Source organism: Brevibacterium sp. GP-SGM9 (genome assembly GCF_047300845.1).
Lineage (GTDB): Bacteria > Actinomycetota > Actinomycetes > Actinomycetales > Brevibacteriaceae > Brevibacterium.
Map to the genome: position 1 here is coordinate 3779503 of NZ_CP178563.1, position 19458 is coordinate 3798960.

Here is a 19458-nt window from a genome sequence, read left to right on the forward strand (position 1 = left end):
CCATGAGCGTCAATTCACCGTTCTACAACCTGTCCGATCTTCCCACCTTCACGCTGACCAGCACGGATATCGAGAACGGCACGGAACTGTCCGGGCCGCAGCTCTCCGGCGCGATGGGCATCGACGGCGGGCAGGATCAGTCCCCGCAGCTGTCCTGGTCCGGCTTCCCGGACGAGACCAAGGCCTTCGCCGTGACCTGCTTCGATCCCGATGCGCCCACCGGTTCCGGTTTCTGGCACTGGGTCGTCACCGACCTGGATGCCTCGGTGACCTCTCTGCCCACGGATGCCGGCAACCCGGAGTCCGACGGTCTTCCCGCCGGAGCCGTGACCCTGCGCAACGATGCCGGTGAACCCCGCTTCGTCGGTGCCGCCCCACCGGCCGGACACGGACCCCACCGCTACTACTTCATCGTCACCGCCCTGTCCGAGCCGCTGGGCATCGACGAATCGGCTTCGCCGGCCTTCGCCGGTTTCAACATGTTCTTCAAAGGCATCGCACGGGCGTGGCTGGAGTGCACGTTCGAACTCAAGTGAGCTAGAGTTCTTCCGGCTGTGTGACTCTCGCAGGCGCCGAAACGAGCAAGGAAACCTATGCCAGACACCGATCACCGCCCCCTCGTCGCCGTCCTCTTCGGCGGACGATCGAGCGAACATTCCGTCAGTTGCGTGACCGCGGCCGGAGTGATCAAGGCCATCGATTCCGAGGCTTACCGCGTGCTGCCGATCGGCATCACGAAGACCGGTGTGTGGCGCATCGTCGAGGACTGGGAGGCCATGCGCTTCGACCCGGCGAACATGCCGGAGGTGATCGACGACGGCACCGAGGTTATCCCGCCGATCTCCGCACAGGGTTCGTCCCTGCTGCACCGGGATGCCGAGGGAGTCCTCAGCGAACTCGGCTCCGTCGACGTCTACTTCCCGCTGCTCCATGGCCGGTTCGGGGAGGATGGGACTCTGCAGGGTCTGTTCGAGCTCAGCGACACCGCGTTCGTCGGCTCCGGGGTGTTCTCTTCGGCGGCGAGCATGGACAAGCACTATACGAAGTCGCTGATGGCCCATGCCGGGATCCCGACCTGCCCGTGGGAGCTCGTCACCGAGACCAAGTGGACCGCAGACCGGGCCGAGGCCGAGTCCCGGGTCGCCGGACTCGGCCTGCCCGTGTTCGTCAAACCCGCCCGCGCGGGATCGTCGATGGGGGTCAGCCGGGTGACCTCGGCCGAAGGGCTGGAGGCGGCTCTGCTCGAGGCCTTCGTCCACGACACGAAGGTCATCGTCGAACCCCAGGTGGTCGGCCGTGAGGTCGAATGCGCGGTCCTCGGCTCGATCCACGACTCGCAGCTGCGGACCTCGCATCCCGGAGAGATCGCTGTGACCGGGGATCATGCCTTCTACGACTTCAACGCCAAATACCTCGACCTCGCCGACGCCGAGGTGACCTGCCCGGCCCGCGTGGACGAGGCGACCACGGCCCGGATCCAGGAACTCGCCGCCCAGGTCTTCCGTCTCTTCGACTGCACCGGGCTGGCCCGCGTCGACACCTTCGTCACGGACACCGGCGAGGTGCTCATCAACGAACTCAACACTCTTCCGGGCTTCACCCCCACCTCGGCGTACCCGTTCATGTGGGCGAACTCCGGGCTCGACTACTCGGAGCTGATCTCCGAACTCATCGGCATCGCCCTGGTCGACCACGCCCGCACGAGCTGAGATCCCTCGCCGACCGCACACGTTCGCGTCGCTGTATCAGCGTGTGATGCGTGCTCTCGACGCCACCTTGTGCGGTCGGCGAATCTCAGCTCGCGGCCCGCTCGCCGGCTTCCGCGCTCTGCGGGGTGAATACGTTGATGAGATTGCCGTCGGGATCGCGCAGCAGCAGTGAGCGATTGCCCCACGGCATGTCGGTCGGTTCGTTGACGAACGTGCCGATCCACTCCTGCAGCCTGGGATAGAGCTCATCGACATCAGCGACGAGCAGGTCGAGGATGACGGAGCGGTTGGCTCCCGCCTCTGCGGCATTCTCGCCGAGGAGCGGGACCGTCTGCGAACTGGCGATGGCCAGCGTGCCGCGCGAGGTGCGGACCTCGGCGAACAGCGTGTGTGCCCGCACCGCCTCGTGGCCGGTGAGCCGTTCGTAGAAGCCGACCAGTCGGTCGACATCGTCGGTGATGATCCTGGTTGCCGCGAATTCCATTGTGGTCTCCTTCGTTGAGCGCAAGTGCGCCGGTTCTGACGCGTCAACCACGCTACGTGCAATACCGGTCGATACCTGTCCGGTATCTATGGAGAATGGCTTCATGACCGGATCGACTCAGCGGGTGCTGCGGCTTCTCGAACTGCTCCAGTCGGCTGACGTCCGCAGCGTCGCCGAACTCGCCGAGAGACTCGATGTCGATGAGCGCACGGTGCGACGCTATGCCGCACAGCTCACGGAGTTCGGCGTCCCAGTCGAATCCGTGCGCGGGCGCTACGGCGGCTACCGGCTCGCAGCGGGATTCCGCACACATCCGCTGATGCTCAGCGACGAGGAAGCCGCCGCCGTGGTGCTCGGACTGGTCCGGTCCTCCGGGGAGTCCGGAGTCGAGACCGCCACGGTCAGGACCGCCCTGGCGAAGCTGCGCCGGGCGCTGCCGGAGCACGTTGCCGCCCGGGTCGACGCCCTCGAACACGCCTTGACGCCGGCCGGCCGAGAGCCGTCCGCCGGTGCCGCCGCCCGAGCCATCCTCGCAGCGGCGGAGGCGATCAGGACCCGGCACCCCCTGGAGATCCGCTACGTCGACGCCGAGGACGTGCCGTCCCGCCGCCTCATCCATCCTGCAGAGCTCGCGCAGCATGCGGGTCGGTGGTACATCCGCGGGATCGATGCCGGCAAGAACGAGGAGAGGGTCTTCCGGGCCGACAGCGTCCGCTCAGCACGACTTCTGCCGGGGACCTTCGATCCGCCCAACGATTCTCGCGATGATGCCGACCTGGGACTCCGCTTCGCGACTGCCGACTACCCGTGGCGAGTGGTCCTCCGTGTCCACGCGGTCAGCGAGCTGATTCGCACGCGCCTGCCTGAGAGTGTGGCGACGGTGGAGCCCCTTGCCGAGGTCGGGCACCATTCCGCATGGCAGCGGGTGACGATCAAGGCAAAGAGCCTTGAGTGGCTGCCTGCGGTGATCCTTGACCTGGGCAGCGAGGTCGTCATCGAGGAGCCGGAGGAGCTTCGCTCCCTCGTCCGGGCCGCCGCCCGGCGACTGGCTGGGATCGCCGAGGATACGCCGCCGAATCACGATGATGAGCTCTGAGACCGGCCGCGCAGCTTCGCGTCGCCGCCACTTCGCGTCGCTGCAGCCCGCGGTCGGAAGTCAGCCCTCGAGGTCCTCGGCGCCGACGCATTCGGCCTCGGGCTTGATCGCGCTCAGCGAGGGGGAGACGGCGGCGAGCACATCATTGCCGGACTCGGCCTTGCGGTTGACGAGGACTTCGACGGCGGGCGTGCGGCCGTAGCTCGTGAACACCCAGGTGTCATCGTCGTCATCGGCGGCCTTCGAGATCCAGTCGACCCCGCTCACGCTCACGCACTGATCGGTCGTGGGCCCCGGGGGAGTGACACCGCAGCGCATCACGGCGATGTTCGGGTCGCCCCAGGCCTTCGTGCCCTGCGAGGAGGTCTTGCGCTCCTGCTCTCCGGAGATCTGATCGGGCAGCCGGAGCATGATGTCCGCGCACTTCGGGTCGGCGGCATCCTGCGCGGGATCGACGATCACCGTGCGCGCACACCCGGCCAGGCTCAGCCCGACCAACACCGTGGCCACTGCCGCCGTCGCAGAAGTGCGGGTGAGGCGGCGCGACGGGCGGTGACTCTGAGTTCTCATACAACTACCGTATCTCCCGATAACCTTGGGGAATGACCCGACTGTCCGAACTTGGCGAATCACACGTTCTCGACCGCATCCTGACCGGCAACGGCGGCGGCGCGCAGGTGATCGTCGGACCCGGGGACGATGCCGCGGTCACCCGGGTCACCGGCGACCTCGTGTCGACGGCGGACATGCTCGTCGAGGGCGAGGACTTCACCCGGGACTGGCTCGACTGGCACCGGCTGGGCCGGAAGGCCGCCGCACAGAACCTCGCCGACGTCTGCGTGATGGGGGCGAAGCCGCACGGCCTCCTCGTGTCCCTGGCCGTGCCGAACTCCACCGACATCGCCGATCTCGAGGTCCTCTACTCCGGCATCCGCGCCGAGGCGGAACGGGCGGGAGCAGCTCTCGACACTCAGATCCCGATCATCGGCGGCGACCTGTCCTCGGCGGGCCTCATCGTCATCGCGATCACCGCTCTGGGCACTCTGGAACCCGGACGTGCGGCGATCACCCGCGCCGGTGCTCGAGCCGGAGATGCGATCCACCTGGCCGGCACCATCGGCCGTGCCGCGGCGGGCCTCGACCTGCTCTTCGCCGGACACCGGCTGGAGTCCGCCGCCCCGGAACTTGCCGAACTCATCGAGACCCAACTCGCCCCGCGCCCGGACTACGCGGCCCTGCGGGAGGCCACGGCGTCGGGGGGCGATACGCGGAGAGACGGGACCGCCTCGGCGGACAGGCAGCGGCCCTTCACTGCGATGATCGACATCTCGGACGGACTGAGCACGGATCTCGGACGCATCGCCTCGGCGTCGGGGGTCGCCGCGGACATCGACCGCGCGGCCCTCGACGAACTCATCGACCCGCTGCTGCCGGCCGCACGGATCCTGCAGCCTTCGGCACCGACCGAACTCGCCCTGACATGGGTGCTCGGCGGAGGAGAGGACCACGGCTTCGCCGCGTCGTCCGCCGAGCGGTCAGAGCCTGGAGTAGGCTGGCGAAGAATCGGAGAGATGAGAGCCGGAGACGGGGTCAGCCTCGACGGAACCCCGGTGCCGACCAGCGGCTTCAGCCATTTCGGGAAGTGACATGACCACCGCCAATCACGCCATCGGCCTCAACGGCCGCCTGGCCGCCAGATGGGCCCGCCGGGCCGTCGACCGTCTGCGCAAGGAGCGCGGCGAGATCGACGAACTCAATGTCTTCCCCGTTCCTGATGGGGACACCGGCACGAACATGTACCACACCCTGCGCAGCGCCTACCTCGCCGTCGAAGAGCTCACCGGCCCCGTCACCCTGCCCCAGGTCGTCGCCGCCCTCGCCGCCGGGGCGGGCAGGGGAGCGCGCGGCAACTCCGGTCTCATCCTCGCCGTGGCCCTGCAGGGAGTCGCCGACGCCCTGCACCAGGTCACGGTCGCCACCCCCGACGCCATGGCCGCAGCCCTTGAGCTCGCCTCCGCCCGGGCCCGGGAGGCCGTAGCCCGGCCCGTTGACGGAACCATGCTCACCGTGCTCGACGCCATGGCCACCGAGGCCAGGGAGAAGGCCGAGTCCGGGGCCGATCTCATCGACCTCATCTCCGCGGTGCGGCTGCGCTCCCGGGAGGCCCTGCGGGAGACGACCGGTCAGCTTCCCGTGCTCCGCGAGGCCGAGGTCGTCGACGCCGGGTCGACCGGCATCGTCGAACTCTTCGACCTCCTCTACGCGACCGTGACCGGACGGACCCCGCAGGACTCGATGCTCACCGAGGTGGCCCGCGCCCCGAAGGTCCTCCACGAGGCCACGGCCGAGGAACTCGAGATCGTAGCGATCCTCGCCCGCACCCCCGACCGGGACCTCGCCGAGGCGCTCGACCGCCTCGGCGGGACCTCGATCGTCATCAACGGACCGAAGGTCCACGTCCACGTCGTCGACGAAACCACGGCGACGAAAGTGCTCGACCACCTCGGCGACTACGGCATCGCCCGCCTGGACATGGAAGACCTCCGACTCCACGAGGAGGAGGGGGAGACGCGGCTGATCGCCCTCGTCCAGGGCACCGGGCTACTCATGCACTGCGCGCTCAACGGCGCCACCGCGATCACCCCGGCGGCACTGGGAGGCTCGGCGTCGGCACCGGCGGCTGTGCGAAAGGGCGCCGAGGCCAAGGGCGAGGACATCGCCACGATCGTCGAGGAACTCATCGCCGGTGAGGACCGCACGGTCATCGTCGTCCCCAGCTCCACCTCGGCGCTGCGGGCCCTGTCCGGGCTGCGCGGGAGACAGATCGTGCGCTCACGCAACGTCGCGACCCTGCTCTCGGCGCTCGCCGTCTACGACCCCTTCGCCCCCGCGGGAGAGATCCTCGCGGACATGACCGAGGCCGCGGCCGGCACCCGGGTGGGCACCATCGTCTCCGCCGAACAGCTCGCACTCAACCCGCCCACCGGCGCGCTGCCGATCATCGAGGAGGGAGCGTCGGCCGAGGACGCACTGGCCGGGCCGGGAACGCAGTTCTACCGGATCTACATCGACGGCAAGGCGAAGACGCAGAGCACGGAGCTCACGACCTTGGTCGAGAAGCTCGCCGACCGACTCCTCGGCGCCGGCGGAGAGCTGCTCACCGTCGTCCACGGGCCCGGCTGCGCCCCTGAGGTGCTCAGGCATCTGCGGACATGGATCACCAAATCGCACTCGCAGGTGCGCTTCCAGGACATCGATGCGAGGGACCCGGGGACCCTGCTGATTATGGGGGTCGAATGAACACCCGCCTCGAGGACAACTTCAGCAAGCGCGACCGCAACGCCTTGGCCGCACGGGGAGTGCACTCGGTGGCCGACCTGTTCCGGTTCTTCCCTCGTCGGTACCTCGTCCCCGGGGAGCACACCCACCTCGGCGATCTGCCCCTGGGTGAGAACGCGATCATCCAGGCCGAGGTCGTCTCCGTCGACACCCGTCGGATGCAACGGCGCAGGGGAACGATCACCGATGTCGTCGTCCATGACGGTGAGACGTCGATGACGATCGCCTTCTTCAACCAACACTGGCTGGGCGCCCACCTCAAGCCGGGACTCACCGTCGTCTTCAGCGGGAAAGTCGAGTCCTATCGGGGGCAGTTGACCCTGGGCTCACCGGTTTGGCTCAACCGGACAGAGGACGATCACGAATGGACCCCTGACGACCTCAACTCGCCGTTCCCGATCTATCCGAAGGTCAAGCAGATCGCGCAGTCGCGGCTGTGGAATGCGATCAAGACGCTGATGCGGGTGGCCGGCTCCGAACAGTTCGAGGATCCGCTGCCGAAGGGGATGCGCGAGAAGTTCGACATTCCGGACCTGCGCACGGCATTCGAGGACATGCACAAGCCCCGCCGCATCGAGGACGTCGAACGGGCCAAACTGCGCTGGAAGTGGGAGGAGGCCCTGGCCCTGCAGACCGACTTCGCGACCCGCAAGGCCGCCTATGCGACGGTCCAGGCCAACCCGCTGCTCGAGGTGGGGGCGAAGAGCCGACGCTTCGACGAGTCCCTGCCCTTTCAGCTCACACCCTCCCAGGTCAGGACCGGTGAGGAGATCGCGGCCGACCTGGGGCAGAGCCGGCCGATGCACCGACTGCTCCACGGCGACGTCGGCTCCGGCAAGACCCTGGTGGCGCTGCGGGCGATGCTCATCGCGGCCGACTCGGGGGTGCAGGCGGCGATGCTCGCCCCCACCGAAGTGCTCGCGACTCAGCATTTCAACTCGGTCGAGAAGCTCCTCGGCGAGCAGATGGCGCTCTCACCGCTGCTCTCCGATGACGATCAGGTGCGGGTGGCGCTGATGACCGGGTCGATGTCGGCCAAGGAGCGGCGGATGCTCTCCCTCGATCTGGCGACCGGTCAGATCGACATCGTCATCGGCACGCATGCGCTGCTCTCGGATTCGACGATCTTCGAGAACCTCGGCCTCCTCGTCGTCGACGAGCAGCACCGCTTCGGCGTCGAGCAGCGGGAGGCGATGCGCGCCAAGGGCGGGCTGACCGCCCCGCACACCCTCGTGATGTCGGCGACCCCGATCCCGCGGACCGTGGCCATGACGGTCTTCGCCGATCTCGACGTCTCGACCCTGACCGAGATGCCGAACGGACCCAAGGACATCACCACCCATGCGGTGTCGGTGGGGGAGCACCCCGCCTGGTTCTCGCGGGTGCGCGAGCTGATGAACTCGACAGTCGACGCCGGACGCGGGGTCTTCGTCGTCTTCCCCCGCGTCGAACCCATCGACATCGAGGATCCCGAATCCGGTGAGGTGATCGATCACAGGCAGGGCATCGAGGACATCCGCGACAAGCTCGAGGGTTCGGCCGAGCTGGCCGGACGGCGCTTCGCGCTGCTGTACGGGAAGATGACGACGAAGGAGAAGGACCGGGTGATGGCCGATTTCGTGTCCGGCGACATCGACATCCTCGTCTCGACCACGGTCATCGAGGTCGGCGTCGACGTGCCCAGGGCGACGATGATGGTCGTCATCGAGGCCGAGAACTTCGGGGTCGCGCAGCTCCACCAGCTGCGCGGACGCGTGGGTCGTGACGGCAGCCACGGCACCTGCTTCCTGCTCACCGAGGCCGGCGAGGCCGATGAGTCCTTCGAGCGGCTGCGGGCCGTGGCCGGCACACTCGACGGCTTCGAACTCGCCGACTACGATCTCGAGAGCCGCGGCGAAGGCGACGTGCTCGGTGCCTCCCAGTGGGGCGGCTCCTCGCTGCGGCATCTGTCGATCCTGCGGGATTCGGAGATCGTCGCCGAGGCGAAGAAAGTCGCCGAGCAGATCGTCGAGGTCGATCCGGAGTTGGAGTCCGTGCCGGCGCTCTACGCTTTCATCAAACGGGTGCTGCCCGACGACGTCGGCCATTTCATCGAGGCGAGCTGAGGGGTCATGAGGATCATTGCAGGAACGTACAAAGGCTCGCGCCTGGCCTCGCCCGGAGGGTCGAACACCAGACCGACGTCCGACCGGGTGAAGGAATCACTGTTCTCGATGCTCGACGGCTACGGCGTGCTGCCGGCGGCGAATGTGCTCGACCTCTTCGCCGGCTCCGGCGGACTCGGCTTCGAGGCGATGTCGCGGGGCGCCGCACAGGTCGACTTCGTCGATTCGTCCCTGGCCTCGGTCCGTTCGCTCGAGTCAAATATCGACAAGCTCGGCATCGACCATTCGGCCTCGGTCCACGTCGGGGACGTGCTCCAGTACCTCGGCAACCTCACCGGTCCCGAGGATCCCGAGTCGCGGATCTTCGATCTCGTGTTCATGGACCCGCCCTACCCGCTGGGGGAGGACGCGGTGTCGCAGGTGCTTGGGCGACTCGCGCCTCACCTGGACATGGAGTCCATCGTCGTCCTCGAACGCGCCGCGCGCTCGCCGGAGCCGACGATGCCCGCCGGCCTCGAGGTGTTCCGCTCGAAGAGCTTCGGGGAGACCGCCATCCACTTCATCCAACTCGAGGGCGAGCCGGACGCCGAGGACGGTGCGGGCGGTGCCTGAGCGGCTCCTACCGCGGGCGCGGAGAGCGCCTCAGCCTCAGAGCACGCTGGAGAGGAACGAACGGGTGCGCTCGTGGCTCGGGTTGTTGAAGATCTGGTCCGGCGGGCCCTCCTCGAGCACCTGACCGCCGTCGAACATCATCACCCGGTGGGAGACATCGCGAGCGAACTGCATCTCGTGGGTGACCAGCAGCATCGTGATGTCCGTGGTCTCCGCGATGTCGCGCAGCACCGCGAGCACATCGCCGACGAGCTCCGGGTCGAGCGCTGAGGTGACCTCATCGAGGAGAAGGATCTCGGGACTCATCGCCAACGCCCGGGCGATCGCCACACGCTGCTGCTGACCGCCGGAGAGCCGGGTCGGGTGCGCATCGGCTTTTTCGCCGAGTCCCACCTTCTCCAGCAGCGCCTTCGCCTCCTTGACCGCCTCGTCCTTGGACTTGCCGAGCACGTGGATCGGGGCCTCGATGATGTTATCGAGCACCGTCATATTGGGGAATAGGTTGAATTGCTGGAAGACCATGCCGATGCGGGTGGTCATGGCGCGCGTCTGCTTCTTCGGCAGCTCGACCCGCTTGCCGTCGCGCTCTTCGAAGGTCAGCGGTTTGCCGTCGACGAAGATGTAGCCGCCGGTCAGCTCTTCGAGAGTCATGACCAGACGCAGGATCGTCGTCTTTCCTGAACCGCTGGGGCCGATGAGCGTCACACGCTCGCCGGGAGCGACCGTGAAGTTGAGGTTCTTGAGCACGGTGGTCGACCCGAAGCTCTTCTCCACGTCTTTGAACTCGATGGCCGGCGGTGCGGAGGACGACGGGGCCACCGACGCCGAGGCGGTCGAAGGTGCGGTGGTGCCCGCGGTCTCGTCCGGGGACGGATTGGTCGGGGTGTTCTCAGTAGGTGGCAAGGCGTCGGTCCAATCTCTGGATGAGCAATGAGGTCGGGTAGCTGGCGACGAGGAAGATGATGCCGGCCAGGGTGAAGGCTTCCGTGTACGCGAACTTCGCGGCACCGAACTGCTGCGCCGAGGTGACGAGCTCAACAACGGAGATTGCGAACAGGAACGGGGTGTCCTTGAACATCGCGACCGCGTAGTTTCCCAACGACGGGATCGTGGCGCGCAGCGCCTGCGGAAGCACGACGGCGGTGAAGGTGCGCACAGGTGGCAGCGACAGGGCGGTGGCTGCCTCGTGCTGTCCGGGAGGCACCGAGTCGATGCCGGCTCGGTAGCTCTCGGACATGTAGGTCGAGTAGTGGATGCCGATGACGATGAAGCCGATGACCAGCGCCGGTACGTCGACCAACCCGGGGATTCCCGCGAAGATGTAGTAGACGAAGATCAGCTGCACGACCAAAGGCGTGTTGCGGATGAACGCGACGATCAGGCGCACCAGCCAGTTAATCCATCGCGGCAGGCCGCGAATGGCGACGGCGATGATGAGGCCGAGGATCGCGGCGATGATCGTGCCGACGACGGTGGCGATGAGGGTGTTGACGAAACCGCGGAGGAGAAGCGGCAGCGCCTCGGCGGCGAATTCCCAGTTCCAGATCACAGGGGGCCTCCATATCCGATATTGCCGGAGTTCGGGCCGGCGATGGATGTGGAGCCTGGGTCGGTGGACTTGCTCATCCGGGCGTCGCGGCGAGCCTGGCGCCGGTCGGTCCGCGAGTTCGGCCGACTGCGTCCCAGTGCCGCGGTGGCTCTGCGTTCGAGGAAGTTCATGAGTTCCTGGATCAGCCACGCGATCACGAAGTAGATGATGAGACCGACCGTGAACGCGAAGTAGGTGTCATTGGTCGACTGGCGCAATTGGGTGATCTTGTCGGTGAGGTCGCTGAGCGTGATAAATGAGACGACCGCGGTTCCTTTGAGGAGCTGGATGAGCAGGGTCGCCAGTGAGGGGATCATCAGTGCCCACGCCTGGGGGAAGATCACCCGGATCATGCGTCGGCTCGGTGAAAGGCTGAGCGCGATGGCAGCTTCCCACTGGCCAGGTGCCACGGTCTTGATCGAGGACCGGACCACCTCGGCGGAGTAGGCGCCGTAGTTGAGCGCCAGGGCACCGATGCCGCAGGCCATCGGCTCGAGATCGACGCCGAGGAGCGGGAAGACGTAGAAGAGCCAGAAGAGCTGGACCAGCAGCGAGGTGCCGCGGAAGAATTCGACGACGATCCGGGCCGGGATGCGGACCCAGCCGTGCTCGGACGTCATCGCGAGTCCGAGAATGAGCGCGATGATCACGGCGCCGATGCTGCCGACGATCGTGAGGATGAGCGTCGTCTGAACTCCCTCCCACAGCTGTGGGAGGAAGCTCAGCAACGATGTGAAGTTATCGGTCATGACTGAGCGCGGTCTCCGTTGGGGATGGGGCCGCGGCGGAGATCAGGAATCAGCACCGGGAAGGTCACCCGCACACAGCTGATCGGTCGTAATCTCACCGTCGGGACGCTCTTCGGCCGTGAAGCCGTAGTCGCCGACGATGCCCAGGTAGGAGTCCTCGTCGGAGACGATCTTGTCGAGTTCCTCGTTCCACTTGTCGCGCAGCTCCGTGTCATCCGAACGGAACACGGTGGCGCCGGCGCCGATCTGCGGGACGCCGTCGAGCTCCTGGACGAAGGATTCGCTGACCTCGACGCCTGCGTCCTCGTTGTTCTGAGCCATCCAGTTGAGCGAGATGCCGGTGAGTGCGAAGACGTCGGCGCGACCGGTGGTCACGGCGTCCATGCCGTCCTGCGGGGTGCCGACCTGCTGCGCCTTGATACCGAGAGTCTCGGCGTAGTCGGATTCGATGGCTCCGGTCATGGTGGCGAGCTTGAGGTCCTTCTCCTTGACGTCGTCGAGGTTCTTCATCCCGTCCTGCTTTCCCTCCTTGGTCATCAGGGCGGTGGTGTACATGAACTCGGGGTCGCCGAAGGCGGCCTGTTCGCAGCGTTCGGGCAGAATCGACATTCCGGCGGAGATCGCGTCGAAGCGTTCGGCATTGACACCGGGGATGAGGGAGCCGAACTCGGTGTTGACACCTTCCACGTCATCGACGCCGAGGTTCTTGAAGACCTCTTTGGCCAGTGCCACGGATGCTCCCTGCAGCTCTCCGCCGTCTTCGAAGCTGTAAGGGGCCTCACCGGCGAAGCCCACGGTGATCTTGCCGTCGTCGATGGCCTTCTGCAGGGTGCTCTTGTCGGAGTCGCTTCCGCCGCAGGCGCCCAAAGTGAGCGTGAGAGCGAGGATCGAGGTGGCGGCGGCCAGTCCCTTGACGGATTTCATAGCTGTCCCTTTCGTTAAACGTCGACACACCATCGTGACGTGCGTCTCATGGACAGTATTCAATACTGATGTTGTCCGGATGTCACACTGTCTGACAACGTTATATGATCGTGATCGTGACGAATCCACCGACTTCGGAGCTCCCGGTCCTGCGCAAGGTCATCCGATCATCGACGATCGACCTCATCGCCGACCAGATCCGCAATGCCATCTACAGCGATTCGCTGGAGCCGGGGCAGTCGATCAATGAGGTGCGCACGGCGCAGATGCTCGCGGTCTCCAGACCTTCGCTGCGGGAGGCGCTGCAGCGCCTGGTCAGCGAGGGCATCATGAGTCACGCTCCCGGCCGGGGAGCGTGGGTCAAGCTCATGACGCCGGAGGATATCGATGACATCTACGCCGTGCGTGAGGCGATCGAGGCGCAGGCCGTGAAGATCGTCATCCGCTCAGCGAAGCCGACCGCACGCATCTCGCAGGCTCTGACCGACCTCGAGGCGGCGATCGCAGGCAACACCGCCCGCGTCATCGGTGATGCCGACCTCGACTTCCATCACGCGATCGTCGCCTGTTCGGGCTCGGCGAGGCTGAGCGACCTGATGAAGGTCTCGATGGTCCACACCCGGCTGCTGTCCCTGTCCGATCGCCGCGGCTATGAGGTCCGCTGCGACCTCATCGAGTCCCACCGGCAACTCGCCGATGCGGTCGCCGCCGGAGATGAGTCCGCTTCCCTGGGCCTCGTCGCCCGGATCATGGCCGAGGCCGCCGCACGCCTGCACGACCCCGGCCTCGGGTCGGGAGCGGTGACCGTGCGGGCCGGTGACCACGATGCGCCCGCCGACGATCAGTGGTCGCGCCTGCGGGATACGATGAAGCCATGAAGGTTGTCTGTCCCGGTTCCTACGACCCGATCACCATGGGTCATCTCGACGTCATCGCCCGCAGCACCAGGCTCTTCGACGAGGTGGTCGTCGCGGTCGTCCACAATCCCGCGAAGTCGGGGCGTTTCGACCCCGAGGTCCGGACCGACCTCATCCGCGCCTCCCTCACCGAGGACGAGCGGACGAAGACGGCAGATAACATCACGATCGACACCGTTGCCGGCGGCCTCCTCGTCGACTACTGCAGCCGCATCGGTGCACCTGCCGTGGTCAAAGGGCTGCGCTCGGGCACGGATTTCGCCTACGAGCTGCCGATGGCGCTGATGAACAAGCACCTGAGCGAACTCGAGACGATCTTCGTCCCCGGCAACCCCGAGTTCGAACACGTCTCCTCCTCCCTGATCAAAGAGGTTCACGCGAACGGCGGAGACATCAGCGGCCTCGTGCCGGCCTGCGTCCTTCAGGCACTGAACACCGAGGCATGAACCCAACGGCTTCCCCGAACCGGGCCTGGTTCACAGGCCTCGTCCTCCACACCGTCATCGCCCACGCCACCTACAACGGCGTGCGCGTCCTCATCTCCTATCGCACCCTCGAACTCGGGGGCACCGGAGTCGTCCTCGGTCTGATGACCGCCTGCTACTCCCTCGTTCCCTTACTCACCGCGCTGTTCGTCGGCCGCCTCGTCGATCGGGGCTACGCCACGGTCGTCCTGTGGACGGGAACCGTGCTCTCGATCATCCCTGTCGGACTCGCGGCCCTGGCGCCCAACCTCGGCGTGCTCCTCATCGCCACGATGAGCCTGGGCTTCGGTCAGCTGCTCACCACGGTCGCCTCCCAGGCGCTCATCCCGCAGAGCTTCTCGGCCTCCCAGCTGACCGCGAAGTTCGGGCATCTGACCCTCGGTGTCTCGATCGGGCAGACGATCGGCCTGCCGCTGGCCGGCATGGTCGCCGATGCCACGGCCGGCCAGGCGCACATCACCAACGCCCTGTGGTTCATGACCGGGGTCTCCGCCCTGACCCTGATCGCCGCCGTCATCGTCATGCTCCGGGGGCGCACCCCGCACGTCTCCCGCGCCGAGGCGGCCAAGGGAGTCCTCACCCCGTGGACGCTTCTGGCGACGAGGGGGATGAAACCGGCGATCTTCGCCTCGATGGCCACGCTCGCCGCCGTCGACCTGATGACGGCCTACCTGCCGCTCATCGGCGAGGAGAACGGACTCTCGGTCACCCTCGTGACCTGGCTGCTGGCGCTGCGGACCCTGGCCTCGGTGATCTCCCGGCTCTTCATCGGCACCCTGACCAGGCGGTGGAAGAATCTCTCCCTGCTGTGGACCGCCTCGGCGACGGCGGGGCTGTGCGTCGTGCTCATCCCCGTGTTCAGCGCACCGTGGACCCTTGCGATCCTGCTCATCATCGCCGGGTTCTGCTTCGGCCTGACCCAGCCGCTGACGATGACCTGGGTCTCCACCCTCGCCGACGCCTCGAACCGGGCCGCGGTGCTCTCGATCCGACTGGCCGGCAACCGGCTGAGCCAGGTCGCGATCCCCTCGGCCGCCTCGGTGCTCACCCTCGTCGCCGGCTCCGGTATCGTGTTCACGATCTCCGGTGCCCTCCTCGTCCTCGCCGGGGGAGTGACCTGGCGCAACCACCACGAGAAATGGTGACGGCGGACCGCTGCGGCACCCGCGCGGCCACCTCGGCGGGTGGCCGGCACCACCTCGGCGGGTGCAGTGATGAGGAACACCGCCTGGGCGCGAAGGCCCCGATTGGCAATGATCGCCGGGGATGACTAGAATGGTGAGTCGCGTGTGAACGCAGGAGCGACATCCTCACACACTAAGGAGGTCTGGCATGAAGAACCGATCTGAATACGTCTTTGACATCAGGTCAATGGGATTGCTCGATCATCCGGGTGAGTGGGAACGGGTGAACACCACCCTGTCCGCTCCAGCGGATCTCAAGATCGAAGTGATCGGGGTCGCTGAGGGTTCACCGATGACACTCGAGCTGATGTTCGAGAGTGTGTCGGAGGGAATCTACGTGTCGGGAACTGTCTCGGCCGTGGCCCGCGGCGAGGACGTGAGGACGCTCGAAGCTATCGAGCTGCCTATAGATGTCGACATCAACGAGATGTACGTCTATGAGCAGGCCGAGGGCGACGAGGACTCCTACGTCGTCAACCGGGATCAGCTCGACCTCGAGCCCGCGATCAGAGACGCCGTCGTGATGGCTCTGCCCTTCAGTCCTTCCGAGGACCGGAGCGAAGAGTTCAGCTACACCGTGGGTGAAGACCTCGAGGTCGACGACGACGAATCCGAATCGCCGTTCGCATCATTGCAGAGTTTGTTGGATGAGAAGAAAGAGAGCTAGACGTGGCTGTTCCGAAGCGTAAATTGTCGCGCAGCAACACCCGCCACCGTCGTTCGCAGTGGAAGGCCAAGGCTCCGAACCTGGTCAAGACTGTGGAGAACGGTCGCGTTGTGTACTCGCGCCCTCACCAGGCCAAGGTCGTCGAAGACGCAGCAGGCACCCCGCTGTTCCTTGAATACAAGGGACGCAAGGTCGCTGACGTCTGACACTGTGGACACTGACACCACAGCAGCACTGAAGGAGAGTCTCGGGATCGACATCGATCCCGAGACTTTTCGTCTGGCACTGACACACCGCTCCTTCGCCTTCGAAGCCGGCGGCATCCCCACCAACGAGCGCCTCGAGTTCCTCGGCGACTCCGTGCTGGGCCTCGTCGCCACCGAATCGCTCTACTACGACAACCCGGATCTGGCCGAGGGGTCGCTGGCGAAGATGCGCTCCGCCGTGGTCAACACCCGTGCCCTTGCGCAGATCGCCCGCAGGCACGGGATCGGGGAACATATCCTGCTCGGCAAGGGCGAAGAGCTGACCGGCGGCCGGGACAAGGACTCGATCCTCGCCGACACCGTCGAGGCCCTCATCGGCGCCACCTTCGTCTCGAACGGTCGCGAAGCCGCCTTCGCCTTCGTTCACCGCCTCATCGACTCGATGCTCGACGACGCGGTCAACCTCGGCGCCGGAATGGATTACAAGACGACGCTGCAGGAAGCCGCGGCCGACCTCGAACTCGGCGCCGTGAGCTACGAGATCACCTCCTCGGGACCCGACCATGCGATGGTCTTCACCGCGGCGGCGATGCTCGGTCAGAACGCCTGGGGCAGCGGCGACGGTTCCTCGAAGAAGGCCGCCGAGGCGGCCGCAGCAGAGGTTGCCGTCAAAGCCATTCGCACGATCTACCCGGACTACCAGCGCTGAGCGCTTCCGAGCCGAACCGCTGATGCCCGAGCTTCCCGAGGTTGAGAGCGTCCGCCGCGGCGTCCATGAATGGACCGCGGGAACGACCATCACCGACGCCGAGGTGATCGACGCCCGAATCCTTGGCACGACCTCCCAGCGACGCATCGATGCCTCGGCTGTCTCGGGTTTTGTCTCAGCGGTTGCCGAGCGCCGGATCATCGGCGCCGAACGGCGGGGGAAGTTCATGTGGCTGAGCCTAGGGGAGGGGCCTGCGCTCAGTTCAGGGACATCGGTCGCATCTGTCGCCGCACCCGAGTTCAGCCTGCTCGTCCATCTCGGGATGAGCGGACAGCTGCGCATCCACTCGGCCGCCGACCCGGTCCACAAGCACACCCGAGCGATCCTGCGGCTGGGTGACGGTGGCGGAGCTGGATCAAGCACCGTTGACGGTGACGGGCAGCCGCGCGAACTGCGGTTCGTCGATCAGCGGATCTTCGGTCACCTCGGCGTCCAACCTCTTGTGCACGGCTACGGCCGGCTCGTGCCCGCCTCGGCGATCCACATCGCTGCCGATCCGCTCGAGGATGCCTTCGACCTCGACCTGGTGGTGGGGGAGCTGGGGAAGAAGCGCACGGCGATCAAGGCCGCGCTGCTCGATCAGACCCTGGTCAGCGGAATCGGCAACATCTACGCCGATGAGGCTCTGTTCCGGGCCGGCATCCACCCGCTGGCCATTCCTGCCCGGACCCGCAGATCGCGTCTGGTGGCCGTGCTCGAATCCGCGGCACAAGTGATGAGCGATGCCCTGGCCGTGGGCGGAACGAGCTTCGATGCGCTCTATGTCAACGTCAACGGGGAATCCGGCTACTTCGACCGGGCGCTGCTCGTCTACGGTCGCGGGGGACAGGAATGTGTGCGTTGCGGGACGGCGATTGCGAAGATGACGATCGGCGGCCGCGGCAGCCACTTCTGCCCGCAGTGTCAGAAGCCTCCCCGGTATCGGTGAAATTACGCTGTCGCTGACACCGACCTCCGTCGGCGACGGCGATGAGGTGTGGTCGGCACGGGCGCGAGTTCAACTGCGCCAAAGGTCGAGCGACGCCCAGTCGAGGGGCGCACCCATAGACTCGACCCTCAGGGCCTGCGATGCTGGGAATTCTCGCAAGAGCGCAGCCAGTTGCTGCGACCAGTCGGTACCCGGGTCAATGGACGGCAGGAGATACGCGATGACGGCGAGGGCCTTGTAGGTGCCGAAGCCTCCTTTCGCCGCTGGTTCTTCGCGCAGGTGGTCAAGGACTGAGATCTGTCCTGCCTTCGGTCGGGCCGGTGCGTACTGGAGCTTCCTATTGAACAGTCGAGCGTGATGGGCCGCGACGTTGCGTACGTAGTTCAGGCTGGCCAGCCAACTGGTCATGATCCTCTTAGTTGGGACTCCGAACGCCAGGGCGATCTCCTCAGCGTCCTGCTGGTTCATGCCCCGATAGAGGACGGACAGATGGCCCAGCTCAAGAATCTCGGTCAGAGCCCAAACCGGCATCCGGTCGTCGTAGTCTGGCGGAAGTGCTCGACGAATTGCTCATCAGAGTTCTTCTTTCTCTCCTTGACACGTCGGAGCCACTGCACGTGCCTGCTTGGTGCGGGATCCCGGGCGTCGGTGTTCTCAGCGATGAAGCTCTCGGTGAAGCTCGCCGAGTCCTCGTAGGCGAAGGGTGACCTTCTGCCGAGTACATAGCCGATTCGCATTCGGACTGCGACCTCGATGCGCTCGACGCCGTCCATGACCAGCATGCGCAGCCGCCGGTCGAAGTCGATGATGTCATCGGCGTGCTGCAGCGTCGTGCCCTGTCTGTAACTGCTGAGCACGCGAATCCCTGCGCGGTTTTCGTCGTCGACGTACGGCTCGGACTCACGGAATGGGTAGAGGTAGCCGGTGAGGCGGTAATAGCCAACCGCCTGCAGCATCGTCACGGCTCGGCCGTGATCTTCGATCTCAACTCCGTGTCTCGCCAGACGATCGATCTGCTCGTCGACGGACAGCCACGGTTTCGCATACTCCGCCATGGTCCTCCCCGGAAAGAAAATCAGCCCGCGCCTTACGGCAACGGGCTGATCATGATGCTCCGAGAATAGCATCGAACTCGGACTGCGGGGCCGCCCTACCGCCGATACCGAGCACTACCGCCGATACCCCGCTGCGCGGGCCAGGAAGGCCTTGTGTCCCTCGATGAGCGCATGCTGGGCCCCTCGATGGTCGGGCGTGGTGAGGAGGTTCGCCGGTGAGGTGGGTGAGAGCCACAGGGCGTCGATCTCCACGTGCTGCCCGTTCCGCAGCCGTGCGACCGCGGCCAGACGAGGGCGTGCCCCGCGCGGTGGGATGAGGATCCTGTCGACGTGCTGCCATTCGATCGAGCGCGGGCGTCCGATGGAGCCGCACCAGATGAAACGCTCCGGAGTGATCTCCAGTCGGGACCGTGACCCCAGGTGGTAGTTGACCCAGGCGCCGATGAACAGCAGGACGGGTCCGAAGAGGAAGATGAGCAGCATGGGATCGGCGAATATCGCCAGGATGACGAGGACGATGATCGCGAGCACGCCCATGCACGCGAGCATCCAGGCGACGAACGTCGAGATGTTTCCGTCACGCCTGATGATCGTGTTCATGCCTTCGACTGCTCCTCGCGGGTTGGACATTCTTCGGTATT

The 19458-nt window shown here is 66.1% G+C and carries 21 protein-coding genes and 1 pseudogene; 14 read left to right on the forward strand and 8 right to left on the reverse strand.

Annotation, left to right across the window (positions count from 1 at the left end):
- The first annotated feature begins 2 nt into the window (after positions 1 to 2).
- Both ACH82I_RS16910 and ACH82I_RS16915 read left to right on the forward strand, forming a co-directional pair.
- A complete protein-coding gene (locus tag ACH82I_RS16910) occupies positions 3 to 536 on the forward strand; it encodes a YbhB/YbcL family Raf kinase inhibitor-like protein (RefSeq protein ID WP_230745033.1) in 534 nt (177 codons plus the stop codon).
- Between the two features lie 57 nt (positions 537 to 593).
- Entirely contained in the window at positions 594 to 1709 is a 1116-nt protein-coding gene (locus tag ACH82I_RS16915; protein WP_413334296.1) for a D-alanine--D-alanine ligase family protein, read from the forward strand.
- A gap of 85 nt (positions 1710 to 1794) precedes the next feature.
- Here the strand turns inward: ACH82I_RS16915 and ACH82I_RS16920 are convergent, their stop codons facing one another.
- The gene (locus ACH82I_RS16920; RefSeq protein ID WP_413334298.1) at positions 1795 to 2193 is read right to left on the reverse strand and encodes a VOC family protein; all 399 of its coding nucleotides are present in this window, start codon (positions 2191 to 2193) and stop codon (positions 1795 to 1797) included.
- A 103-nt stretch (positions 2194 to 2296) separates the two neighbouring features.
- On the opposite strand from ACH82I_RS16920, the gene ACH82I_RS16925 reads away from it, so the two are divergent.
- Positions 2297 to 3289 (forward strand): helix-turn-helix transcriptional regulator, encoded by a 993-nt coding sequence (locus tag ACH82I_RS16925; protein ID WP_413334299.1) that lies wholly within the window; start codon positions 2297 to 2299, stop codon positions 3287 to 3289.
- Positions 3290 to 3349: 60 nt separating this feature from the next.
- Here the strand turns inward: ACH82I_RS16925 and ACH82I_RS16930 are convergent, their stop codons facing one another.
- Positions 3350 to 3859: a DUF3515 domain-containing protein gene (locus ACH82I_RS16930; RefSeq protein ID WP_413334301.1), complete on the reverse strand. Its 510-nt coding sequence runs from the start codon at positions 3857 to 3859 to the stop codon at positions 3350 to 3352.
- A gap of 32 nt (positions 3860 to 3891) precedes the next feature.
- Between ACH82I_RS16930 and thiL the strand changes: the two genes are divergently transcribed.
- The 4 genes from thiL to rsmD are packed head-to-tail and all read left to right on the forward strand — an operon-like array spanning position 3892 to position 9345.
- Positions 3892 to 4935 carry a thiamine-phosphate kinase gene (gene thiL, locus ACH82I_RS16935; protein ID WP_413334303.1) on the forward strand — a complete coding sequence of 348 codons (1044 nt, stop codon included), beginning with the start codon at positions 3892 to 3894 and terminating at the stop codon, positions 4933 to 4935.
- A 1-nt stretch (position 4936) separates the two neighbouring features.
- Positions 4937 to 6589, forward strand: coding sequence for a DAK2 domain-containing protein (locus tag ACH82I_RS16940; protein WP_413334305.1), 1653 nt, complete (start codon positions 4937 to 4939; stop codon positions 6587 to 6589).
- Positions 6586 to 8733, forward strand: coding sequence for an ATP-dependent DNA helicase RecG (locus ACH82I_RS16945; RefSeq protein WP_413334307.1), 2148 nt, complete (start codon positions 6586 to 6588; stop codon positions 8731 to 8733). The genes ACH82I_RS16940 and ACH82I_RS16945 overlap by 4 nt, the downstream gene beginning before the upstream one ends.
- A gap of 6 nt (positions 8734 to 8739) precedes the next feature.
- On the forward strand, positions 8740 to 9345 hold the full coding sequence (gene rsmD / locus ACH82I_RS16950; RefSeq protein ID WP_230745041.1) for a 16S rRNA (guanine(966)-N(2))-methyltransferase RsmD: 606 nt from the start codon (positions 8740 to 8742) through the stop codon (positions 9343 to 9345).
- 36 nt (positions 9346 to 9381) lie between these two features.
- Here the strand turns inward: rsmD and ACH82I_RS16955 are convergent, their stop codons facing one another.
- The 4 genes from ACH82I_RS16955 to ehuB all read right to left on the reverse strand — a co-directional run bounded on the left by ACH82I_RS16955 (position 9382) and on the right by ehuB (position 12606).
- A complete protein-coding gene (locus tag ACH82I_RS16955) occupies positions 9382 to 10119 on the reverse strand; it encodes an amino acid ABC transporter ATP-binding protein (RefSeq protein ID WP_413336777.1) in 738 nt (245 codons plus the stop codon).
- 115 nt (positions 10120 to 10234) lie between these two features.
- On the reverse strand, positions 10235 to 10894 hold the full coding sequence (gene ehuD, locus ACH82I_RS16960) for an ectoine/hydroxyectoine ABC transporter permease subunit EhuD (protein WP_413334309.1): 660 nt from the start codon (positions 10892 to 10894) through the stop codon (positions 10235 to 10237).
- On the reverse strand, positions 10891 to 11682 hold the full coding sequence (ehuC, locus tag ACH82I_RS16965) for an ectoine/hydroxyectoine ABC transporter permease subunit EhuC (protein ID WP_413334311.1): 792 nt from the start codon (positions 11680 to 11682) through the stop codon (positions 10891 to 10893). Before ehuC ends, ehuD begins: the two co-directional genes overlap by 4 nt.
- Positions 11683 to 11724: 42 nt before the next feature.
- The gene (gene ehuB, locus ACH82I_RS16970; RefSeq protein ID WP_413334312.1) at positions 11725 to 12606 is read right to left on the reverse strand and encodes an ectoine/hydroxyectoine ABC transporter substrate-binding protein EhuB; all 882 of its coding nucleotides are present in this window, start codon (positions 12604 to 12606) and stop codon (positions 11725 to 11727) included.
- Between the two features lie 116 nt (positions 12607 to 12722).
- Between ehuB and ACH82I_RS16975 the strand changes: the two genes are divergently transcribed.
- The 7 genes from ACH82I_RS16975 to mutM all read left to right on the forward strand — a co-directional run bounded on the left by ACH82I_RS16975 (position 12723) and on the right by mutM (position 17762).
- A complete protein-coding gene (locus tag ACH82I_RS16975; RefSeq protein WP_413334314.1) occupies positions 12723 to 13484 on the forward strand; it encodes a GntR family transcriptional regulator in 762 nt (253 codons plus the stop codon).
- Positions 13481 to 13969, forward strand: coding sequence for a pantetheine-phosphate adenylyltransferase (gene coaD / locus ACH82I_RS16980; RefSeq protein ID WP_230745046.1), 489 nt, complete (start codon positions 13481 to 13483; stop codon positions 13967 to 13969). Before ACH82I_RS16975 ends, coaD begins: the two co-directional genes overlap by 4 nt.
- Positions 13966 to 15153 carry an MFS transporter gene (locus ACH82I_RS16985; RefSeq protein WP_230745047.1) on the forward strand — a complete coding sequence of 396 codons (1188 nt, stop codon included), beginning with the start codon at positions 13966 to 13968 and terminating at the stop codon, positions 15151 to 15153. Before coaD ends, ACH82I_RS16985 begins: the two co-directional genes overlap by 4 nt.
- A 187-nt stretch (positions 15154 to 15340) precedes the next feature.
- Positions 15341 to 15859: a YceD family protein gene (locus tag ACH82I_RS16990; protein ID WP_413334316.1), complete on the forward strand. Its 519-nt coding sequence runs from the start codon at positions 15341 to 15343 to the stop codon at positions 15857 to 15859.
- Between the two features lie 2 nt (positions 15860 to 15861).
- Positions 15862 to 16065: a 50S ribosomal protein L32 gene (gene rpmF, locus ACH82I_RS16995; RefSeq protein WP_230745049.1), complete on the forward strand. Its 204-nt coding sequence runs from the start codon at positions 15862 to 15864 to the stop codon at positions 16063 to 16065.
- Between the two features lie 4 nt (positions 16066 to 16069).
- A complete protein-coding gene (rnc, locus tag ACH82I_RS17000) occupies positions 16070 to 16774 on the forward strand; it encodes a ribonuclease III (protein ID WP_413334318.1) in 705 nt (234 codons plus the stop codon).
- Between the two features lie 22 nt (positions 16775 to 16796).
- Positions 16797 to 17762 carry a bifunctional DNA-formamidopyrimidine glycosylase/DNA-(apurinic or apyrimidinic site) lyase gene (mutM, locus tag ACH82I_RS17005; RefSeq protein ID WP_413334320.1) on the forward strand — a complete coding sequence of 322 codons (966 nt, stop codon included), beginning with the start codon at positions 16797 to 16799 and terminating at the stop codon, positions 17760 to 17762.
- Between the two features lie 69 nt (positions 17763 to 17831).
- Here the strand turns inward: mutM and ACH82I_RS17010 are convergent.
- Together ACH82I_RS17010 and ACH82I_RS17015 are read right to left on the reverse strand one after the other, a co-directional pair.
- A pseudogene (locus ACH82I_RS17010) lies at positions 17832 to 18889 on the reverse strand (Abi family protein).
- Positions 18890 to 18931: 42 nt separating this feature from the next.
- Positions 18932 to 19417 carry a hypothetical protein gene (locus ACH82I_RS17015; RefSeq protein ID WP_413334322.1) on the reverse strand — a complete coding sequence of 162 codons (486 nt, stop codon included), beginning with the start codon at positions 19415 to 19417 and terminating at the stop codon, positions 18932 to 18934.
- Positions 19418 to 19458: the final 41 nt, after the last annotated feature.

What these genes read in the sequence shown, in the direction of transcription:
- ACH82I_RS16910 (WP_230745033.1), top strand. Translation starts at nt 3, where the DNA reads ATGAGCGTCAATTCACCGTTCTACAACCTGTCCGATCTTCCCACCTTC.
- ACH82I_RS16915 (WP_413334296.1), top strand. Translation starts at nt 594, where the DNA reads ATGCCAGACACCGATCACCGCCCCCTCGTCGCCGTCCTCTTCGGCGGA.
- ACH82I_RS16920 (WP_413334298.1), bottom strand. Translation starts at nt 2,193, where the DNA reads ATGGAATTCGCGGCAACCAGGATCATCACCGACGATGTCGACCGACTG.
- ACH82I_RS16925 (WP_413334299.1), top strand. Translation starts at nt 2,297, where the DNA reads ATGACCGGATCGACTCAGCGGGTGCTGCGGCTTCTCGAACTGCTCCAG.
- ACH82I_RS16930 (WP_413334301.1), bottom strand. Translation starts at nt 3,859, where the DNA reads ATGAGAACTCAGAGTCACCGCCCGTCGCGCCGCCTCACCCGCACTTCT.
- thiL (WP_413334303.1), top strand. Translation starts at nt 3,892, where the DNA reads ATGACCCGACTGTCCGAACTTGGCGAATCACACGTTCTCGACCGCATC.
- ACH82I_RS16940 (WP_413334305.1), top strand. Translation starts at nt 4,937, where the DNA reads ATGACCACCGCCAATCACGCCATCGGCCTCAACGGCCGCCTGGCCGCC.
- ACH82I_RS16945 (WP_413334307.1), top strand. Translation starts at nt 6,586, where the DNA reads ATGAACACCCGCCTCGAGGACAACTTCAGCAAGCGCGACCGCAACGCC.
- rsmD (WP_230745041.1), top strand. Translation starts at nt 8,740, where the DNA reads ATGAGGATCATTGCAGGAACGTACAAAGGCTCGCGCCTGGCCTCGCCC.
- ehuC (WP_413334311.1), bottom strand. Translation starts at nt 11,682, where the DNA reads ATGACCGATAACTTCACATCGTTGCTGAGCTTCCTCCCACAGCTGTGG.
- ehuB (WP_413334312.1), bottom strand. Translation starts at nt 12,606, where the DNA reads ATGAAATCCGTCAAGGGACTGGCCGCCGCCACCTCGATCCTCGCTCTC.
- coaD (WP_230745046.1), top strand. Translation starts at nt 13,481, where the DNA reads ATGAAGGTTGTCTGTCCCGGTTCCTACGACCCGATCACCATGGGTCAT.
- ACH82I_RS16985 (WP_230745047.1), top strand. Translation starts at nt 13,966, where the DNA reads ATGAACCCAACGGCTTCCCCGAACCGGGCCTGGTTCACAGGCCTCGTC.
- ACH82I_RS16990 (WP_413334316.1), top strand. Translation starts at nt 15,341, where the DNA reads ATGAAGAACCGATCTGAATACGTCTTTGACATCAGGTCAATGGGATTG.
- mutM (WP_413334320.1), top strand. Translation starts at nt 16,797, where the DNA reads ATGCCCGAGCTTCCCGAGGTTGAGAGCGTCCGCCGCGGCGTCCATGAA.
- ACH82I_RS17015 (WP_413334322.1), bottom strand. Translation starts at nt 19,417, where the DNA reads ATGAACACGATCATCAGGCGTGACGGAAACATCTCGACGTTCGTCGCC.